Genomic DNA, 15,889 nt, shown 5'->3' with positions numbered 1-15,889 from the left:
CAGCGGTTAGCTTTTATTACTTAGAAACGGTCAGACGTGAACGGCCTTTAGCACGACGACGTGCCAGAACCTGACGACCATTTTTTGTTGCCATACGAGCACGGAAACCGTGTGAACGGTTACGCTTCAGTACGGACGGTTGAAAAGTGCGTTTCATGGCGATTTCTACCTAAACTTGGAAAATTTCACTTGGTGACGCGCTTGATGGTCAGTAAACCGACCGACGCCTCAGTGTATCTTTAATAAAGAGGCGGGATTGTAATAATTGTACAGTCCGGAGTCAATTTACTTCGCGTTAAAGTCGCGTCTGGATGTCCCGTTCGACCGCAAAACCAGCCGGTTCGGGCCAGAGCGCAACACGCCGGGGCAGGAATTATACGGAGTCTGTATTAAAGCGCAAGGATCCTTCAGGATCTTCCTGCGATCTTGTTGCAGGGACTTTGCGGTAATAACGTGACGGCACCTTAAAATCTTAACGAATGCAGACGATCCTGAATGCCTTTTGAGCGTGATGGCGTAAACTTATCCCGCGATCTTTGGCCTGTGGATAAATTGGATCAAAACTGTGTAGAAAGTGAAGATCTCTGCTGCGCTTTGCGCTATGATCCGCCCTTCCGTTAGCGATCCTCCGGGTCAGTCAGCGGCGGAGAAACCGCGGATAGCGGTTCGTATGTGCGTCATCTGCATGCGTCAACAATGATGAATTTATCGCTTCAGCGCCTTTTTTCTTGTCGAATTTTTTCGAGTGGAGTCCGCCGTGTCACTTACGCTTTGGCAACAGTGTCTTGCCCGTTTGCAGGATGAACTACCTGCCACCGAATTCAGCATGTGGATACGTCCATTACAGGCCGAATTGAACGACAACACGCTGGCCTTGTATGCACCAAATCGCTTTGTGCTCGATTGGGTCCGTGATAAATACCTCAATAATATTAATGGCTTGCTGAATGACTTCTGCGGGGCGGACGCGCCTTTACTGCGTTTCGAAGTGGGCAGCAAACCGGTCACCCGTCAAATCAGCCAGCCGGTGATGGCCAGCGCTCACGCCAGTGCGCCTGCGCACGGCGCTCGTCCTGCCCCTGCACGTCCAAGCTGGGACAGCATGCCGGCACCGGCAGAGCTTTCGTACCGCTCGAACGTCAACACCAAACACAACTTTGACAACTTCGTTGAAGGTAAGTCGAACCAGCTGGCTCGTGCCGCTGCCCGTCAGGTTGCGGACAACCCTGGCGGAGCTTATAACCCTTTGTTCCTTTATGGTGGCACCGGCCTGGGCAAAACCCACCTGTTGCATGCGGTAGGGAACGGCATCATGGCGCGTAAGCCCAATGCCAGGGTGGTGTATATGCACTCCGAGCGTTTTGTGCAGGACATGGTCAAAGCGCTGCAGAACAATGCTATCGAAGAATTTAAGCGTTACTACCGCTCGGTGGATGCACTGCTTATCGATGACATTCAGTTCTTTGCTAACAAGGAACGATCCCAGGAAGAGTTTTTCCACACCTTTAATGCGCTGCTGGAAGGTAATCAGCAGATCATTCTGACTTCGGATCGTTATCCAAAAGAGATCAATGGGGTCGAGGATCGTCTTAAATCCCGCTTTGGCTGGGGTCTGACGGTGGCGATCGAGCCGCCGGAGCTGGAAACCCGCGTGGCGATCCTGATGAAGAAAGCCGATGAAAACGACATCCGCCTGCCGGGTGAAGTGGCGTTCTTTATTGCCAAGCGTTTGCGTTCCAACGTGCGTGAGCTGGAAGGCGCGCTGAACCGCGTCATTGCTAACGCCAACTTTACCGGTCGGGCGATCACCATCGATTTCGTCCGTGAAGCGCTGCGCGATCTGCTGGCGCTACAGGAAAAGCTGGTGACCATCGACAACATTCAAAAAACTGTCGCCGAGTATTATAAAATCAAAGTGGCTGATCTGCTCTCCAAGCGCCGCTCGCGTTCTGTTGCCCGTCCGCGGCAGATGGCGATGGCGATGGCCAAAGAGCTGACCAACCACAGTTTGCCGGAAATCGGTGATGCTTTCGGGGGTCGTGACCACACCACGGTGCTTCATGCCTGTCGTAAAATCGAACAGCTGCGTGAAGAAAGTCACGATATTAAAGAAGATTTCTCAAATCTAATCAGAACATTATCTTCCTGACGCTATGAAATTTATTGTAGAACGCGAGCATTTACTCAAGCCTTTACAGCAGGTCAGCAGCCCTTTAGGCGGTCGTCCAACGTTACCGATCCTCGGCAACCTGCTTTTACAGGTCAACGAAGGCAGCCTGCTGCTGACCGGGACCGATCTGGAAATGGAGATGGTGGCCCGCGTCGCGCTGACGCAGGATCACGAGCCGGGCGCGACTACGGTTCCGGCCCGCAAATTCTTTGATATCTGTCGTGGCCTGCCCGAAGGCGCAGAGATCACGGTGATCCTGGAAGGCGAGAGAATGCTGGTGCGCTCCGGACGCAGCCGTTTCTCGCTGTCCACTCTGCCAGCCAGTGATTTCCCGAACCTGGACGACTGGCAGAGCGAAGTGGAATTTACCCTGCCGCAGGCGACCATGAAGCGCCTGATTGAGGCGACGCAGTTCTCCATGGCTCATCAGGATGTGCGCTACTACCTTAACGGCATGCTGTTTGAAACTGAAGGTGAAGAGTTGCGTACCGTGGCGACCGATGGTCACCGCCTGGCGGTTTGCTCAATGCCGGTGGGGCAGTCACTGCCGGACCATTCAGTGATCGTGCCGCGTAAAGGGGTGATTGAGCTGGTGCGTCTGCTTGATGGTGGCGATACGCCGCTGCAGGTGCAGATTGGCAGCAACAATATTCGTGCGCACGTTGGCGACTTCATCTTTACTTCCAAGCTGGTTGATGGCCGTTTCCCTGATTATCGCCGCGTATTGCCGAAAAATCCGGACAAAACGCTGGATGCGGGTTGCGATCTGCTGAAGCAGGCCTTTGCCCGTGCGGCCATTCTCTCTAACGAGAAATTCCGCGGTGTTCGCCTCTATATCAGCGAAAATCAGCTGAAAATAACCGCGAATAACCCGGAACAGGAAGAAGCGGAAGAGATGCTGGATGTCACCTACGGCGGCACCGATCTGGAGATTGGGTTTAACGTCAGCTACGTGCTGGACGTGCTCAATGCGCTGAAATGTGAAAATGTCCGCCTGCTGCTGACCGATTCGGTGTCCAGCGTGCAGATTGAAGACGCGGCCAGCCAGTCTGCGGCCTACGTTGTCATGCCAATGCGATTATAATCTATCGGGCTAACTTGCTTGCCATTTTGTGTCCGGGCAGTGCTCGCCATCCTCACGTACTTCAAGTACGCTCCGGTGGCTGTGCGCTGGCCGAACGCAAACTGACTGCGCCGTTGTCGCCCTGGCCTGTTGAAAAACAAACACTGATTTTATCTGGGCATTTTCCGCGGAATAACTTCGTTTATGGCTTTAACCCGCCTTCTTATTAAAGACTTTCGCAATATCGAAAACGCGGATATTGCGCTGGCTCCCGGATTTAACTTTCTGGTGGGTGCTAACGGCAGCGGCAAAACCAGCGTGCTGGAGGCGATTTATACTCTGGGACACGGTCGGGCTTTTCGCAGCCTGCAGGCTGGCAGGGTCATCCGCCACGACCAGGAAGCTTTTGTCCTGCATGGTCGCATTGAAGGTGCGGAGCGGGAAATGTCGGTTGGCCTGACTAAAAATCGTGCCGGAGACAGCAAAGTGCGCATTGACGGCAGCGATGGTCACAAGGTGGCTGAACTGGCCCAGATGCTGCCAATGCAGCTGATCACTCCGGAAGGTTTTACCCTGCTGAACGGCGGCCCCAAATACCGTCGCGCTTATATCGACTGGGGCTGTTTTCACAACGAGCCGGGCTTTTTCACTGCCTGGAGTAACCTCAGGCGTCTGCTGAAGCAGCGAAATGCCGCGCTGCGGCAGGTCTCACGCTATCAGCAAATTCGCGCGTGGGATCAGGAGTTGGCTCCCCTGGCTGAACAAATCAGCCAATGGCGCGCCGCCTACAGCGAAGCCATCGCTGCCGATATCAACGCCACCTGCGCGCAGTTTCTGCCGGAGTTTGAGCTGAACTTCTCCTTCCAGCGCGGCTGGGATAAAGAGACGGATTACAGTGAGTTGCTGGAGCGCCAGTTTGAGCGCGACAGAGCCCTGACCTACACCGCCAGCGGGCCGCACAAGGCCGATTTTCGTATTCGGGCCGACGGCACGCCGGTGGAAGATTTACTGTCACGCGGCCAGTTAAAGCTGCTGATGTGCGCCCTGAGACTGGCGCAGGGTGAGTTCCTCACCCGACAGAACGGGCGACGCTGCCTGTATCTGATAGATGATTTTGCCTCTGAGCTGGATGAAACGCGCCGTCAGTTACTGGCCTCGCGACTGAAAGCCACTCATGCCCAGGTTTTTGTCAGCGCCATCAGTGCCGAGCACGTCTTCGACATGGCTGACGAAAAGGGCAAGATGTTCCACGTAGAACAGGGTAAAATAGCGGTTCAACCTGAAGATTAAACGAGCGAGAAACGTTGATGTCGAATTCTTATGACTCCTCAAGTATCAAAGTTCTAAAAGGGCTGGATGCAGTACGCAAGCGCCCGGGTATGTATATCGGCGATACGGATGACGGCACCGGTCTGCATCACATGGTATTCGAGGTCGTGGATAACGCCATCGACGAAGCACTCGCCGGTCACTGTAAAGATATTCTGGTTACTATTCATGCGGATAACTCCGTATCCGTTCAGGATGATGGCCGTGGTATTCCGACCGGCATCCATGAAGAAGAGGGTGTCTCTGCTGCGGAAGTGATCATGACCGTTCTGCACGCAGGCGGTAAGTTCGATGACAACTCTTATAAAGTGTCGGGTGGTCTGCATGGCGTGGGTGTTTCAGTGGTTAACGCCCTGTCGGAAAAACTGGAACTGACCATCCGTCGTGAAGGTAAAGTTCACCAGCAGGTTTACGTTCACGGTGTGCCACAGGCTCCGCTGGGCGTAACAGGTGAAACGGATCTGACCGGGACGCGCGTGCGCTTCTGGCCAAGCCATGAAACCTTCACCAACGTTACTGATTTCGAATATGAAATTCTGGCCAAGCGTCTGCGTGAGCTGTCGTTCCTTAACTCCGGCGTGTCAATCAAGCTGGAAGACAAGCGTGACGACAAAAAAGATCACTACCACTACGAAGGTGGCATCAAGGCGTTTGTTGAATACCTGAATCGCAACAAGACCCCAATCCACCCTAATGTCTTCTACTTCTCCACCGAGAAAGACGGCATCGGCGTGGAAGTGGCGCTGCAGTGGAACGACGGTTTTCAGGAAAACATTTACTGCTTCACCAACAACATCCCCCAGCGCGATGGCGGTACTCACCTGGCCGGTTTCCGTGCCGCGATGACCCGTACCCTGAACGCCTATATGGATAAAGAAGGCTACAGCAAGAAAGCCAAGGTCAGCGCCACCGGTGACGATGCGCGCGAAGGCCTGATTGCGGTAGTGTCAGTCAAGGTTCCGGATCCTAAGTTCTCCTCACAGACCAAAGACAAACTGGTTTCTTCCGAAGTGAAATCCGCGGTTGAGCAGCAGATGAATGAGCTGCTGGCGGAATACCTGCTGGAAAATCCGGGCGATGCGAAAATCGTGGTCGGTAAAATCATCGATGCTGCCCGTGCCCGTGAAGCAGCTCGTCGCGCACGTGAAATGACCCGCCGTAAAGGCGCGCTGGATCTGGCAGGACTGCCGGGCAAGCTGGCGGACTGTCAGGAGCGCGACCCGGCGCTGTCTGAAATCTACCTGGTGGAGGGTGATTCTGCAGGCGGTTCCGCCAAGCAGGGTCGTAACCGTAAAAACCAGGCCATCCTGCCGCTGAAGGGGAAAATCCTCAACGTGGAGAAGGCGCGCTTTGATAAGATGCTCGCTTCGCAGGAAGTGGCGACGCTGATCACCGCGCTGGGCTGCGGCATTGGTCGTGACGAATACAACCCTGACAAGCTGCGCTACCACAGCATCATCATCATGACCGATGCGGACGTCGATGGTTCCCACATCCGCACGCTGCTGCTGACCTTCTTCTACCGCCAGATGCCGGAAATCATCGAGCGTGGACACGTTTATATTGCCCAGCCGCCGCTGTACAAGGTGAAGAAAGGCAAGCAGGAGCAGTACATCAAAGACGACGACGCAATGGATCAGTACCAGATCGCCATTGCGCTGGACGGCGCAACGCTGCACACCAATGCCGATGCGCCTGCACTGGGCGGTGAGCCGCTGGAAACGCTGGTGGCGGAATTCAACAGCGCCCGCAAAATGATCAAACGTATGGAGCGCCGTTATCCGGTTGCGCTGCTGAACTCACTGATCTATCACCCGACGCTGAGCGATATTTCCGTTGAAGCACCAGTGCAGAGCTGGATTGATGGCCTGGTCGCACGGCTGAACGAAAAAGAGCAACACGGCAGCTCATATTCCGGTCTGGTGCGAGAAAACCGCGAGCTGCACATCTTCGAACCGATTGTGCGCATCCGTACCCACGGCGTGGATACCGATTATCCGCTGGACAGCGAATTCGTGCTGGGCGGCGAATACCGTAAAATCTGTTCGCTGGGTGAGAAGCTGCGTGGCCTGATCGAAGAAGACGCATTTATTGAACGTGGCGAGCGTCGTCAGCCGGTTGACTCTTTTGAGCAGGCAATGGACTGGCTGGTGAAAGAGTCCCGTCGTGGTCTGTCCGTTCAGCGTTATAAAGGTCTGGGCGAAATGAACCCGGAGCAGCTGTGGGAAACCACCATGGATCCGGACAGCCGCCGCATGTTGCGCGTAACGGTGAAGGACGCTATCGCGGCCGATCAGCTGTTTACCACGCTGATGGGTGATGCGGTTGAGCCACGTCGTGCATTTATCGAAGAGAACGCCCTGAAAGCTGCCAACATCGATATTTAACGCCGTTTAAGCAGCAGACAGCAAAAAGGCAGATCGAAAGATCTGCCTTTTTTTATGCTCAACGCTGGAGGATCCCTGCCAGCGTGTACTGGTAGAACTCACTGTTATTTTTCATGCCCAGCTTGCGCATGATGGCCCGCTTGTGGGTACTGATGGTTTTTACGCTCAGGCTGGTGACGCGGGAAATATCGGTCAGCGACATGCCCTCGCGGGTATACTGCACCACCATTGCCTGCTGTTTACTCAGAATAATGTCCTGCGGCTGGCCGCCAGGGGATTTTCTGTTACACCAGGGCTGGGAAATCGCCGGGTTTCCGCGTTTAAAAAACTTCTGCAGCTCGGTGGCCGCCTGCTGTTTTTCCAGACGGACCTGGTGCCGCTGGCACTCTTTCCCCGCACCTGTTCTGGCTGGAGAAGTCAGGGTAAGCGAAACATGGCGGCCAGCCGGAGACTGTTTTTTTACGTTGCGGGCAGAGTTATTGCAGCGCGTCCATCCGCTGGAGCAGACATCGGCGATGATGATATCTGGCTCCAGCAGCGATGTGCCTTCGTCACCGATCAGGAAAACCGGGTGGTTATTAAAGCTGTGTAGCCAGGCCTGGTTGATCAGGCCGATGGTGCCGGTGATAAAAAAACTGTCCTTGCTGTCGATCAGAATGTTCATTTTATTCCTCCATGAATGTGTATCAATTCTGGCTCCAATCGGATCATTATCCTGACTTCCCCTGTGGATAATTTGAATGTACGCTCCCGATAGTGCCGGATGATTCCAGAATTTTATAATCACTCCCGTTACTTTACGCTCAAATACGTCCCCGATACCACCATTTATGGAGCATTTTGGAGATTTCCGCTCTATTCGCCTGTCGGCGTCACTAATAATAAATGGTCTTAATGGGGTCCGAACCTTTATCTGCGGGGATTCAATCGTGATGACCAGCGGTACCGCTGACGCAATCAGACTGGTCAATGTGAGCTGAATCGCGCTAGCATGAGAGAAACCGTGTACTGACGAGGATGTTATGGCGATAAAACTGATTGCGATCGATATGGACGGCACACTCTTAAACCCGCAGCATGAAGTGACACCGCGGGTAAAACAGGCGATTCAGGCTGCCCGTGACAAAGGCGTGGCGGTCGTACTGGCAACCGGCCGTCCTTTTGTTGGCGTGCAACGTTACCTGATGGAGCTGGATCTCCAGCAGGAAGGCCAGTACTGCATCACTAACAACGGTGCGCTGGTGCAGAAGGCGGAGACGGGCGACTGCGTGGCAGAAGTGACCCTTAACTACGACGACTATCTGTACTTTGAACAGCTGGCGCGCGAACTGGGCGTACATTTCCAGGCACTGACCAAATCGCTGCTGTTTACCCCTAACAAGGACATCAGCGAATACAGCGTGCATGAATCGTATCTGACTGGCATCCCGCTGCGCTATCGTGCGGTGGAAGAGATGGATAAGTCCGCCACCTTCCCGAAAGTCATGATGATCGATCCGCCGTCGATTCTTGATGAAGCCATCAAGCGTATCCCGCAGGAAGCCCGCGATCGCTACACAATTATGAAAAGTTCCCCTTACTATCTGGAAATTCTCAGCAAGCAGGTAAATAAAGGCGCGGGCGTGAAAGCGCTGGCCGATCGTCTTGGCCTGACTCGTGAGGAAGTGATGGCGATTGGTGACCAGGAAAATGACATCGCGATGCTGGAATATGCCGGAACGGGCGTGGCGATGGGCAACGGTATTGATTCGGTCAAAGCCGTCGCGCAGTATGTCACCAAAACCAATATGGAAGACGGCGTGGCGCTCGCCATTGAGAAGTTCGCGTTGTAAATACTCTCTGTGTCCCGGCCAGCCCGGGACCTCATCACGCTGTCCCTGCTCCCTGCACTGGTCCTTTAATCTCTACAAAACCTTCCTGCCTCAATTGTCCGTTTTGTGATCTATATTGTAGTACAACCCTTATTTAAGGTACTACAATCATCTCATCACCTGAACATTTTCGCTGATCAATGTAGTGCAAAAAAACCGCAGACGGCGGTAAAGTGAGAAAAACTTTCACTTAACTGCATGGAACATCATGAAAGACGAACTCAGTAAAACGGACCGCATCATTCTGACCCTGGGCGAGGAGATTGTTTCTGGTCAGTACACGCCAGGCGCTTCCTTACCGGCTGAAGCTGAGCTGTGCGAACGCTTTACCACTTCGCGCAATATCATCCGGGAGGTTTTTCGCTCGCTGGGCTCCAAACGTCTGGTGGAGATGAAGCGCTATCGTGGCGCATTTGTCACCCAGCGCAGCCAGTGGAACTTTCTCGACAGTGATGTCCTGCAGTGGTCGCTGAAGCACGATCAGGACCCGCGGCTGATAGCGGCAATGAGTGAAGTCCGTAACCTGGTGGAGCCGCAGATCGCCCGCTGGTCGGCCGAGCGGGCCACCTCCAGCGACCTGGCCAGCATCGAGGCCGCGCTGAATGACATGGTCGCCAATCATCGCGATCGCGAAGCTTTCAACCAGGCGGATATTCGCTATCACGAAGCGGTACTGGAATCGGTGCATAACCCGGTGCTGCAGCAGCTCAGCGTGGCCATCAGCTCGCTGCAGCGTGCGGTGTTTGAACGCACCTATATGGCAGACAGCGGCAATATGCCTACCACGCTGCAGGAACACAAAGCGCTGTTTGACGCCATTCGGCACCAGAAGCCGGATGAGGCAGAGCAGGCGGCGCAGAAGATGATTGCCAGCTCAACCCGACGAATGAAGGACATCACGTGACAAGCTATATCGCCATCGACTGGGGCTCTACAAACCTGCGCGCCTGGTATTACCGCCAGGGGGAATGCCAGCAGGAGCGCCGCTCGGAATCAGGTGTCACCCGCCTGAACGGACGGACGCCCGCTGCAGTTTTTGCCAGCATGACTGAAGGCTGGCCGGTGAATGAGGTTCCGGTCGTGATGGCGGGGATGGTTGGCAGCAATGCTGGCTGGCTGAGCGTGCCGTACCTGGCTTGTCCTGTGGTGCTCGGGGATATTGCTTCACGCCTGACGCGGGTGGAAGACAGGGCCTGGATTATTCCCGGCCTGAGCGTCACCGCCAGCGATAACCATAACGTGATGCGCGGAGAAGAAACTCAGCTGCTGGGTGCGGTTTCACTGGCCCCCGCGGCGTATTACGTAATGCCTGGCACGCATTGCAAATGGGTTCGTGCAGATGGCGACAGAGTTGAAGATTTTCGCACCGTAATGACCGGAGAACTGCACCATGTCCTGCTTAATCATTCACTGGTGGGTAGCGGATTGCCGGAGCAGCAATCCGATCCGGAGGCCTTCTGGCAGGGGCTGGAAACCGGCATCAGCGACAGCAGCATTCTGGCGCGCCTGTTTGAGGTCAGAGCTGCCCATGTGCTCGGCTCGCGGCCGAGAGAATCGGTCAGCGACTACCTTTCCGGACTGCTAATCGGTCATGAGGTGGCGCTGATGAAGCGTGAATTTATGCAGGGCAGCGGTGAACCGCTGACGGTGATTGCAGGCAGCGGGCTGTCAGAACGTTATCTCAGCGCGCTGAAACTGGCCGGGCTACCGGCACAACTGCTGGAGGGCGACCGCGCTTTTCAGCATGGAATAAGGAACATCGCAGATGAACTGGAGCACTAAGCTACCGCTGATCGCCATTTTACGTGGCATCCGCCCTGAAGAGGCTGAGGCGCATGTCGGCGCGCTGGTTGAGGCCGGATTCGATGCGGTGGAAATCCCGCTGAATTCGCCGGACTGGCAGCTGAGTATCGCCAGCATGGTGAAAACGTTCGGTGATAAAGCGCTGATCGGTGCCGGAACCGTACTGGAACCGGAGCAGGTGGACCGTCTGGCTGAAATGAACAGCAAGCTGGTGGTGACCCCGAACACAGATGTGGCGGTGATCCGCCGGGCTGTTGAACACGGAATGACGGTAGCGGCCGGTTGTGCCACCGCCTCAGAAGCTTTTGCCGCCCTGAAGGCGGGGGCGCAGGCGCTGAAAATTTTCCCTTCATCAGCCTTCGGACCGGACTATATCAAAGCGCTGAAAGCGGTGCTGCCGTCGGAAGTCCCGGTGTTCGCCGTTGGCGGTGTGACTCCTGAAAATCTCCATGCGTTTCTGGCTGCTGGCTGTGTAGGAGCTGGTCTGGGGAGCGATCTCTATCGCGCCGGACAGCCCGTCTCACGCACGGCAGAACAGGCACGCGCTTTCGTTACTGCCTGGAAGGAAGCCGTAAAATGAAAATTACCAAACTCACCACTTATCGCCTGCCGCCGCGCTGGATGTTCCTGAAAATTGAAACGGATGAAGGCGTGGTGGGCTGGGGCGAACCGGTGATCGAAGGCCGCGCGCGCAGCGTGGAAGCTGCCGTGCACGAATTGTCGGAGTACCTGGTGGGTCAGGATCCCGCACGGATTAATGACCTGTGGCAGGTGATGTATCGCGGCGGATTCTATCGTGGCGGCCCGGTGTTGATGAGCGCCATTGCCGGTATCGATCAGGCGCTGTGGGATATTAAAGGTAAAGTGCTGGGCGTGCCGGTGTGGCAGATGCTGGGCGGCCTGGTGCGTGACAGCATTAAAGCTTATAGCTGGGTGGGTGGCGATCGTCCGGCGGAAGTGATCGACGGGATTAAAAAGCTGCGGGAAATTGGCTTTGACACCTTCAAGCTGAACGGTTGTGAAGAGATGGGCATTATCGACAGCTCGCGCAAGGTGGATGCTGCCGTGAACACCGTGGCGCAAATCCGTGAAGCCTTCGGCAATGAGATTGAGTTTGGCCTGGATTTCCACGGTCGCGTCAGTGCGCCTATGGCGAAAATCCTGATCAAAGAGCTTGAACCGTATCGTCCGCTATTCATTGAAGAACCGGTGCTGGCCGAGCAGGCCGAGTATTATCCCCGCCTGGCGTCACAGACCCACCTGCCGATTGCCGCCGGTGAACGCATGTATTCCCGCTTTGAGTTCAAACGGGTACTCGAAGCGGGTGGCCTGGCAATTCTGCAGCCGGATCTCTCCCATGCGGGCGGCATCACCGAGTGCTACAAAATTGCCGCAATGGCAGAAGCCTATGATGTGGCACTGGCTCCGCACTGTCCGCTGGGGCCGATTGCGTTGGCTTCCTGCCTGCATGTGGATTTCGTCTCGCGCAATGCCGTTTTCCAGGAGCAGAGCATGGGCATCCACTACAACAAAGGTGCCGAACTGCTGGATTACGTCGTGAACAAGGAAGATTTCAATATGAAAGGCGGCCACTTTGCACCGCTGAATAAACCAGGTCTGGGCGTGGAAATCAACGAGCAGCTGGTGATTGAACGCAGTCAGCAGGTAAAGGACTGGAGAAATCCGTTGTGGCGATCTGAAGACGGCACAGTAGCAGAATGGTAAATCTCCGTTGTCCCTGACGCTGTAGCGGCGTTAGTTGCAAGAACCTCCCCGAATCACTTACTGGAGTAAGCTCATCGGGACTCACTTTCTTGCAGCCTGGCTACAGCGCCATTGATTTTGAGAATTCCTGAGTAAAATATAATAAAAACAGAATATTAAACCCTGTCATCCGTGGCGGGCAGCCTTTCTGCTGCCTGGATCCGGCGGCAACACCTGCTGAGGTCGTGAATATGAACTCCGATCTGTACTCCTCTACCCTGAAGCAACTTAACGCCAGAATCATTCCGTTTATCGTGATTTGCTATTTTGTCGCCAACCTCGACAAGACCAATATCTCGATTGCCGCGCTGCAGATGAATGCCGATTTAGGGCTGTCTGCCGGCATGTACGGTCTGGGCGTCGGCATGTTTTATATCTCTTACATCCTGTTCGAAATCCCCAGTAACGTCATCATGACCAAAGTGGGGGCGCGCCGCTGGATTGCCCGCATCATGATCACCTGGGGAATTGTCAGCACCGGTATGGCGTTTGTGCACAGCGCTAACCAACTGTATGTCATGCGTTTTCTGCTGGGAATGTGTGAAGCTGGCTTTGCGCCGGGGATCATCTATTACATCTCCTGCTGGTTTCCGAAAAGCAATCGTGCCCGCGCTATGTCTTTCTTTTATATGGGATCGGTGGCGGCTTCGATCATCGGCCTGCCGGTTTCCGGGGCGATTCTGAATATGCATGGCATCGCCGATGTGGCTGGCTGGCGCTGGCTGTTTGCGCTGGAAGGCCTTCCTGCCGTGGTACTGGGCTGCCTGGTGCTGCGGCATCTGCCTGACACGCCGGACCATGCGTCCTGGCTGAGCAGCGAGCAAAAAACCTGGCTGCGCCAGCGCCTGCAGCAGGACAACGCAGGCGTTGAAATAGATAAAAACCACTCCTGGCTGAGCGCCCTGAAGGACAAAACCGTGCTGTTGCTGAGCCTGGTGTGGTTCCTGCAGGCTTTTGGATCGATCGGTATCACGCTGTTTATGCCGCTGATTATTAAAAGCGTGGCGGCCGGGCAGAGTAACGTGGTGATTGGACTGCTGTCAGCCGTGCCGTTTGTGATGGCCTGCCTGTTTATGTACCTGAATGGCCGCCACTCTGACAAAACCAATGAGCGCTCCTGGCACCTTGGTCTGCCGCTGATCCTCTCCGGTCTGGCGCTGGCCACGGCCGTTTACTCCGGTAATCTGGTGGTTTCTTACTTCCTGCTGGTGCTGACCGTGGGCTTCAACTTTGCACTGACGCCGGTTTTCTGGGCGGTTACCACCGAGAAACTGGCCGGTGTTGCCGCGGCAGCTTCCATTGCTTTTATTAATACCGTTGCTAACTTTGTCGGGTTGGGCCTGCCGCCGGTGCTGGGCAAAATCAAGGACATGACCAACAGCTACCACTCCGGTCTGCTGATTGTCGCCGTCGCGCTGATCGCTGGTGGCATCATCGGCATCCTCATTTCGCGTCCCCCGCGCGATACCCTGAAATCTGTTCCTGACACATTGTCGGATAATTGCAAATGAAGAAAAAAAATACTGAAACAGGCCTCGTTGCCGCCGCTGTTGATGACGGTACTGCAGGAGCATTATGACATTGTGGAGTACAGCGAACTGACGGCAGAAGACTTAAGTCGCCAGGCAGCCGAATTTCAGGTGATGCTGACCAATGGTGAGGGAACCGTCACCAGAGAGCCGATCGCTTCGCTGCCGGTTCGCCGCTGGTCACGCCAGTACCCGAAAGCCGGTGAATGCATTACCCTTAGCAGCAGACACTGCTAAAGGTAAGCAAGATGACCGAAAAACAGCTGACTTTTGACCGCCGTAACCATCAGCTCACCAATATTAATATCTGGACGGCAGACAGCCACTGGCTGGTGTATGACGTGCGTCCCGACGGAGCCACCTTCAGCGGCCTGACCGTGGAGCGCGTCAACCTCAGTGGCCAGACCGAAGTACTTTATCAGGCCAGAGACGGTGCCCATGTTGGTGTGATCACCGTCAGCCCCGATCTGCCGCCCCGTTACGTCTGCATTCATGGTCCGGAGCATCCTGACAGCCAGTGGAAGTACGATTTTCACCACCGGCGCGGCGTGATTGTACAAAATGGCCTGGCGGAGAATATGGATGCCTGCGACATCACTGCTCCTTTCACTCCAGGTGCGCTGCGCGGCGGTACACATGTTCACGTTTTCAGTCCGGACGGCACGCGGCTGAGCTTCACCTACAACGATCATGTGATGCATGAATTTGCGGTGAAGGAAGATCTGCGCAACGTTGGCGTGGCCGTTCCACTGCATCCGGTTTGCCCGCCCAAAAGCCATCCGCGTGAATACGATGGCAGCCACTTCTGCGTGCTGGTCAGCCGTACCACTTCGGCTCCCCAGCCCGGCAGCGACGAGATCAATCGTGCTTATGAAGAAGGCTGGGTTGGCGAAGAGGGCTATCTGAAGCACGACGGTCACCGGCAGCGCTGGGCGCTGGCCTTTATTGGCGACACGCTCAGTACCAGCGGCGAGAAAGTGCCTGAAGTCTTTATTGTCGATCTGCCGGAGAAGATGGTCGACTATGCTCTGGAAGGTGATGAGCCGATTGAAGGTACTGCTACCTCGCTTCCAGCCCCGCCAAAGGGCATTACGCAGCGGCGGCTGACCTTTACCCACGATCGTGCTTATCCCGGTCTGGCAACCACGCCCCGTCACTGGCTGCGCAGCTCACCTGATGGGCGTTCCATCGCTTTCCTGATGAAAGATGAAGCTGGGGTGGTTCAGCTGTGGACGATTGCGCCGACGGGCGGCCAGCCGCGGAAGATCACTGATGCCGCCAGCGATATTCAGTCCGCCTTCAGCTGGCATCCTGATGGCCGCTCGGTGGCGCTGATCAACGACAACAGCGTGATGCTGTGCGATACAGGCAGCGGGAAGATGCGGCGGTTGACGACGCGCACTGATGAAGCGCCGGTAGCAGACGCGGTAGTCTGCTCACCGGACGGACAGCACGTGGCTTATCTGCGCCACACAGAGGGCTTCCGGCAAATCTTTGTTGCGGAAGTGATGGCTGACTAGCGCTGCGGTTGTGGCGTGTTCACGACCAGCGGCGCGGCCTGGGACAGGCTTTCATCGGTGTGATTCTGCTGCTCGCTGCGCAGGACGCGCTCGCGCGGTGAATCTGCGGCCTTATCGCTGCCAGAGCGGTAATAGTCATACGGCAGCAGCAGCGTATCCAGCACGGCGGAGAAGGGCAAATCCAGGGCCGCCAGCGGGCGCATTACCCAGCCACTGTTGCTGTCAGCTACGATTTTGGCACTGGCTCTTGTGCCGGAGTAGTAACCCTGATCGGGTCCGGAATGAGACATAAAGCTGGAGCAGCCACTGGTGCCTGCAAGTGACAGACAGGTCAGCAGACCAGCAAAGCGACACTTTTTCATTACCATCATTTCATCATCCCTTCAGTCACGGCAGCGCCGGCCTGATTGTTATCGCCGTTTGCAGGGAAGTCCCCGGTCACTCTGTGGTAAC

General features: G+C 55.5%; 15 protein-coding genes. 12 read left to right on the top strand and 3 right to left on the bottom strand.

Features of this window, described 5'->3' with window-relative positions:
* Positions 1–16 precede the first annotated feature (16 nt).
* Complete coding sequence (gene rpmH, locus GSQ70_RS10275; RefSeq protein ID WP_003849659.1) at positions 17–157, bottom strand: 50S ribosomal protein L34; 141 nt, start codon at positions 155–157, stop codon at positions 17–19.
* A gap of 600 nt (positions 158–757) precedes the next feature.
* Between rpmH and dnaA the strand changes: the two genes are divergently transcribed.
* The 4 genes from dnaA to gyrB all read left to right on the top strand — a co-directional run bounded on the left by dnaA (position 758) and on the right by gyrB (position 6,949).
* A complete protein-coding gene (dnaA, locus tag GSQ70_RS10270; protein ID WP_158782440.1) occupies positions 758–2,149 on the top strand; it encodes a chromosomal replication initiator protein DnaA in 1,392 nt (463 codons plus the stop codon).
* A gap of 4 nt (positions 2,150–2,153) precedes the next feature.
* Positions 2,154–3,254 (top strand): DNA polymerase III subunit beta, encoded by a 1,101-nt coding sequence (dnaN, locus tag GSQ70_RS10265; RefSeq protein WP_158782439.1) that lies wholly within the window; start codon positions 2,154–2,156, stop codon positions 3,252–3,254.
* 183 nt (positions 3,255–3,437) lie between these two features.
* Positions 3,438–4,523 carry a DNA replication/repair protein RecF gene (recF, locus tag GSQ70_RS10260; protein WP_158782438.1) on the top strand — a complete coding sequence of 362 codons (1,086 nt, stop codon included), beginning with the start codon at positions 3,438–3,440 and terminating at the stop codon, positions 4,521–4,523.
* 17 nt (positions 4,524–4,540) lie between these two features.
* Positions 4,541–6,949, top strand: a complete 2,409-nt coding sequence (gene gyrB, locus GSQ70_RS10255) for a DNA topoisomerase (ATP-hydrolyzing) subunit B (RefSeq protein WP_158782437.1) — start codon at positions 4,541–4,543, stop codon at positions 6,947–6,949.
* A gap of 58 nt (positions 6,950–7,007) precedes the next feature.
* Here the strand turns inward: gyrB and GSQ70_RS10250 are convergent, their stop codons facing one another.
* Positions 7,008–7,613: a LuxR C-terminal-related transcriptional regulator gene (locus GSQ70_RS10250; RefSeq protein WP_158782436.1), complete on the bottom strand. Its 606-nt coding sequence runs from the start codon at positions 7,611–7,613 to the stop codon at positions 7,008–7,010.
* 358 nt (positions 7,614–7,971) lie between these two features.
* Between GSQ70_RS10250 and yidA the strand changes: the two genes are divergently transcribed.
* The 8 genes from yidA (at position 7,972) to GSQ70_RS10210 (ending at position 15,436) form a co-directional block, all read left to right on the top strand.
* Positions 7,972–8,781: a sugar-phosphatase gene (gene yidA, locus GSQ70_RS10245; RefSeq protein WP_158782435.1), complete on the top strand. Its 810-nt coding sequence runs from the start codon at positions 7,972–7,974 to the stop codon at positions 8,779–8,781.
* A gap of 247 nt (positions 8,782–9,028) precedes the next feature.
* Positions 9,029–9,724, top strand: coding sequence for a FadR/GntR family transcriptional regulator (locus GSQ70_RS10240; protein WP_158782434.1), 696 nt, complete (start codon positions 9,029–9,031; stop codon positions 9,722–9,724).
* Positions 9,721–10,602 (top strand): 2-dehydro-3-deoxygalactonokinase, encoded by an 882-nt coding sequence (locus GSQ70_RS10235; RefSeq protein ID WP_158782433.1) that lies wholly within the window; start codon positions 9,721–9,723, stop codon positions 10,600–10,602. Before GSQ70_RS10240 ends, GSQ70_RS10235 begins: the two co-directional genes overlap by 4 nt.
* Positions 10,586–11,203 carry a 2-dehydro-3-deoxy-6-phosphogalactonate aldolase gene (locus tag GSQ70_RS10230; protein ID WP_158782432.1) on the top strand — a complete coding sequence of 206 codons (618 nt, stop codon included), beginning with the start codon at positions 10,586–10,588 and terminating at the stop codon, positions 11,201–11,203. The genes GSQ70_RS10235 and GSQ70_RS10230 overlap by 17 nt, the downstream gene beginning before the upstream one ends.
* Positions 11,200–12,348 (top strand): galactonate dehydratase, encoded by a 1,149-nt coding sequence (gene dgoD, locus GSQ70_RS10225; protein ID WP_158782431.1) that lies wholly within the window; start codon positions 11,200–11,202, stop codon positions 12,346–12,348. The genes GSQ70_RS10230 and dgoD overlap by 4 nt, the downstream gene beginning before the upstream one ends.
* Before the next feature lie 230 nt (positions 12,349–12,578).
* Positions 12,579–13,898 (top strand): MFS transporter, encoded by a 1,320-nt coding sequence (locus GSQ70_RS10220; protein ID WP_158782430.1) that lies wholly within the window; start codon positions 12,579–12,581, stop codon positions 13,896–13,898.
* Between the two features lie 42 nt (positions 13,899–13,940).
* Complete coding sequence (locus GSQ70_RS10215; protein WP_158782429.1) at positions 13,941–14,153, top strand: hypothetical protein; 213 nt, start codon at positions 13,941–13,943, stop codon at positions 14,151–14,153.
* A gap of 11 nt (positions 14,154–14,164) precedes the next feature.
* A complete protein-coding gene (locus tag GSQ70_RS10210; protein ID WP_158782428.1) occupies positions 14,165–15,436 on the top strand; it encodes a DUF3748 domain-containing protein in 1,272 nt (423 codons plus the stop codon).
* On the opposite strand, the gene GSQ70_RS10205 is transcribed toward GSQ70_RS10210, so the two are convergent.
* A complete protein-coding gene (locus tag GSQ70_RS10205; RefSeq protein WP_158782427.1) occupies positions 15,433–15,807 on the bottom strand; it encodes a YceK/YidQ family lipoprotein in 375 nt (124 codons plus the stop codon). The two genes, GSQ70_RS10210 and GSQ70_RS10205, sit on opposite strands and share 4 nt — an antisense overlap.
* Between the last annotated feature and the right edge of the window lie 82 nt (positions 15,808–15,889).

This window comes from Pantoea sp. BAV 3049 (assembly GCF_009765445.1).
Taxonomy (GTDB): Bacteria; Pseudomonadota; Gammaproteobacteria; order Enterobacterales; family Enterobacteriaceae; genus Erwinia.
This window is presented reverse-complemented; position numbering and strand designations above follow the sequence as displayed.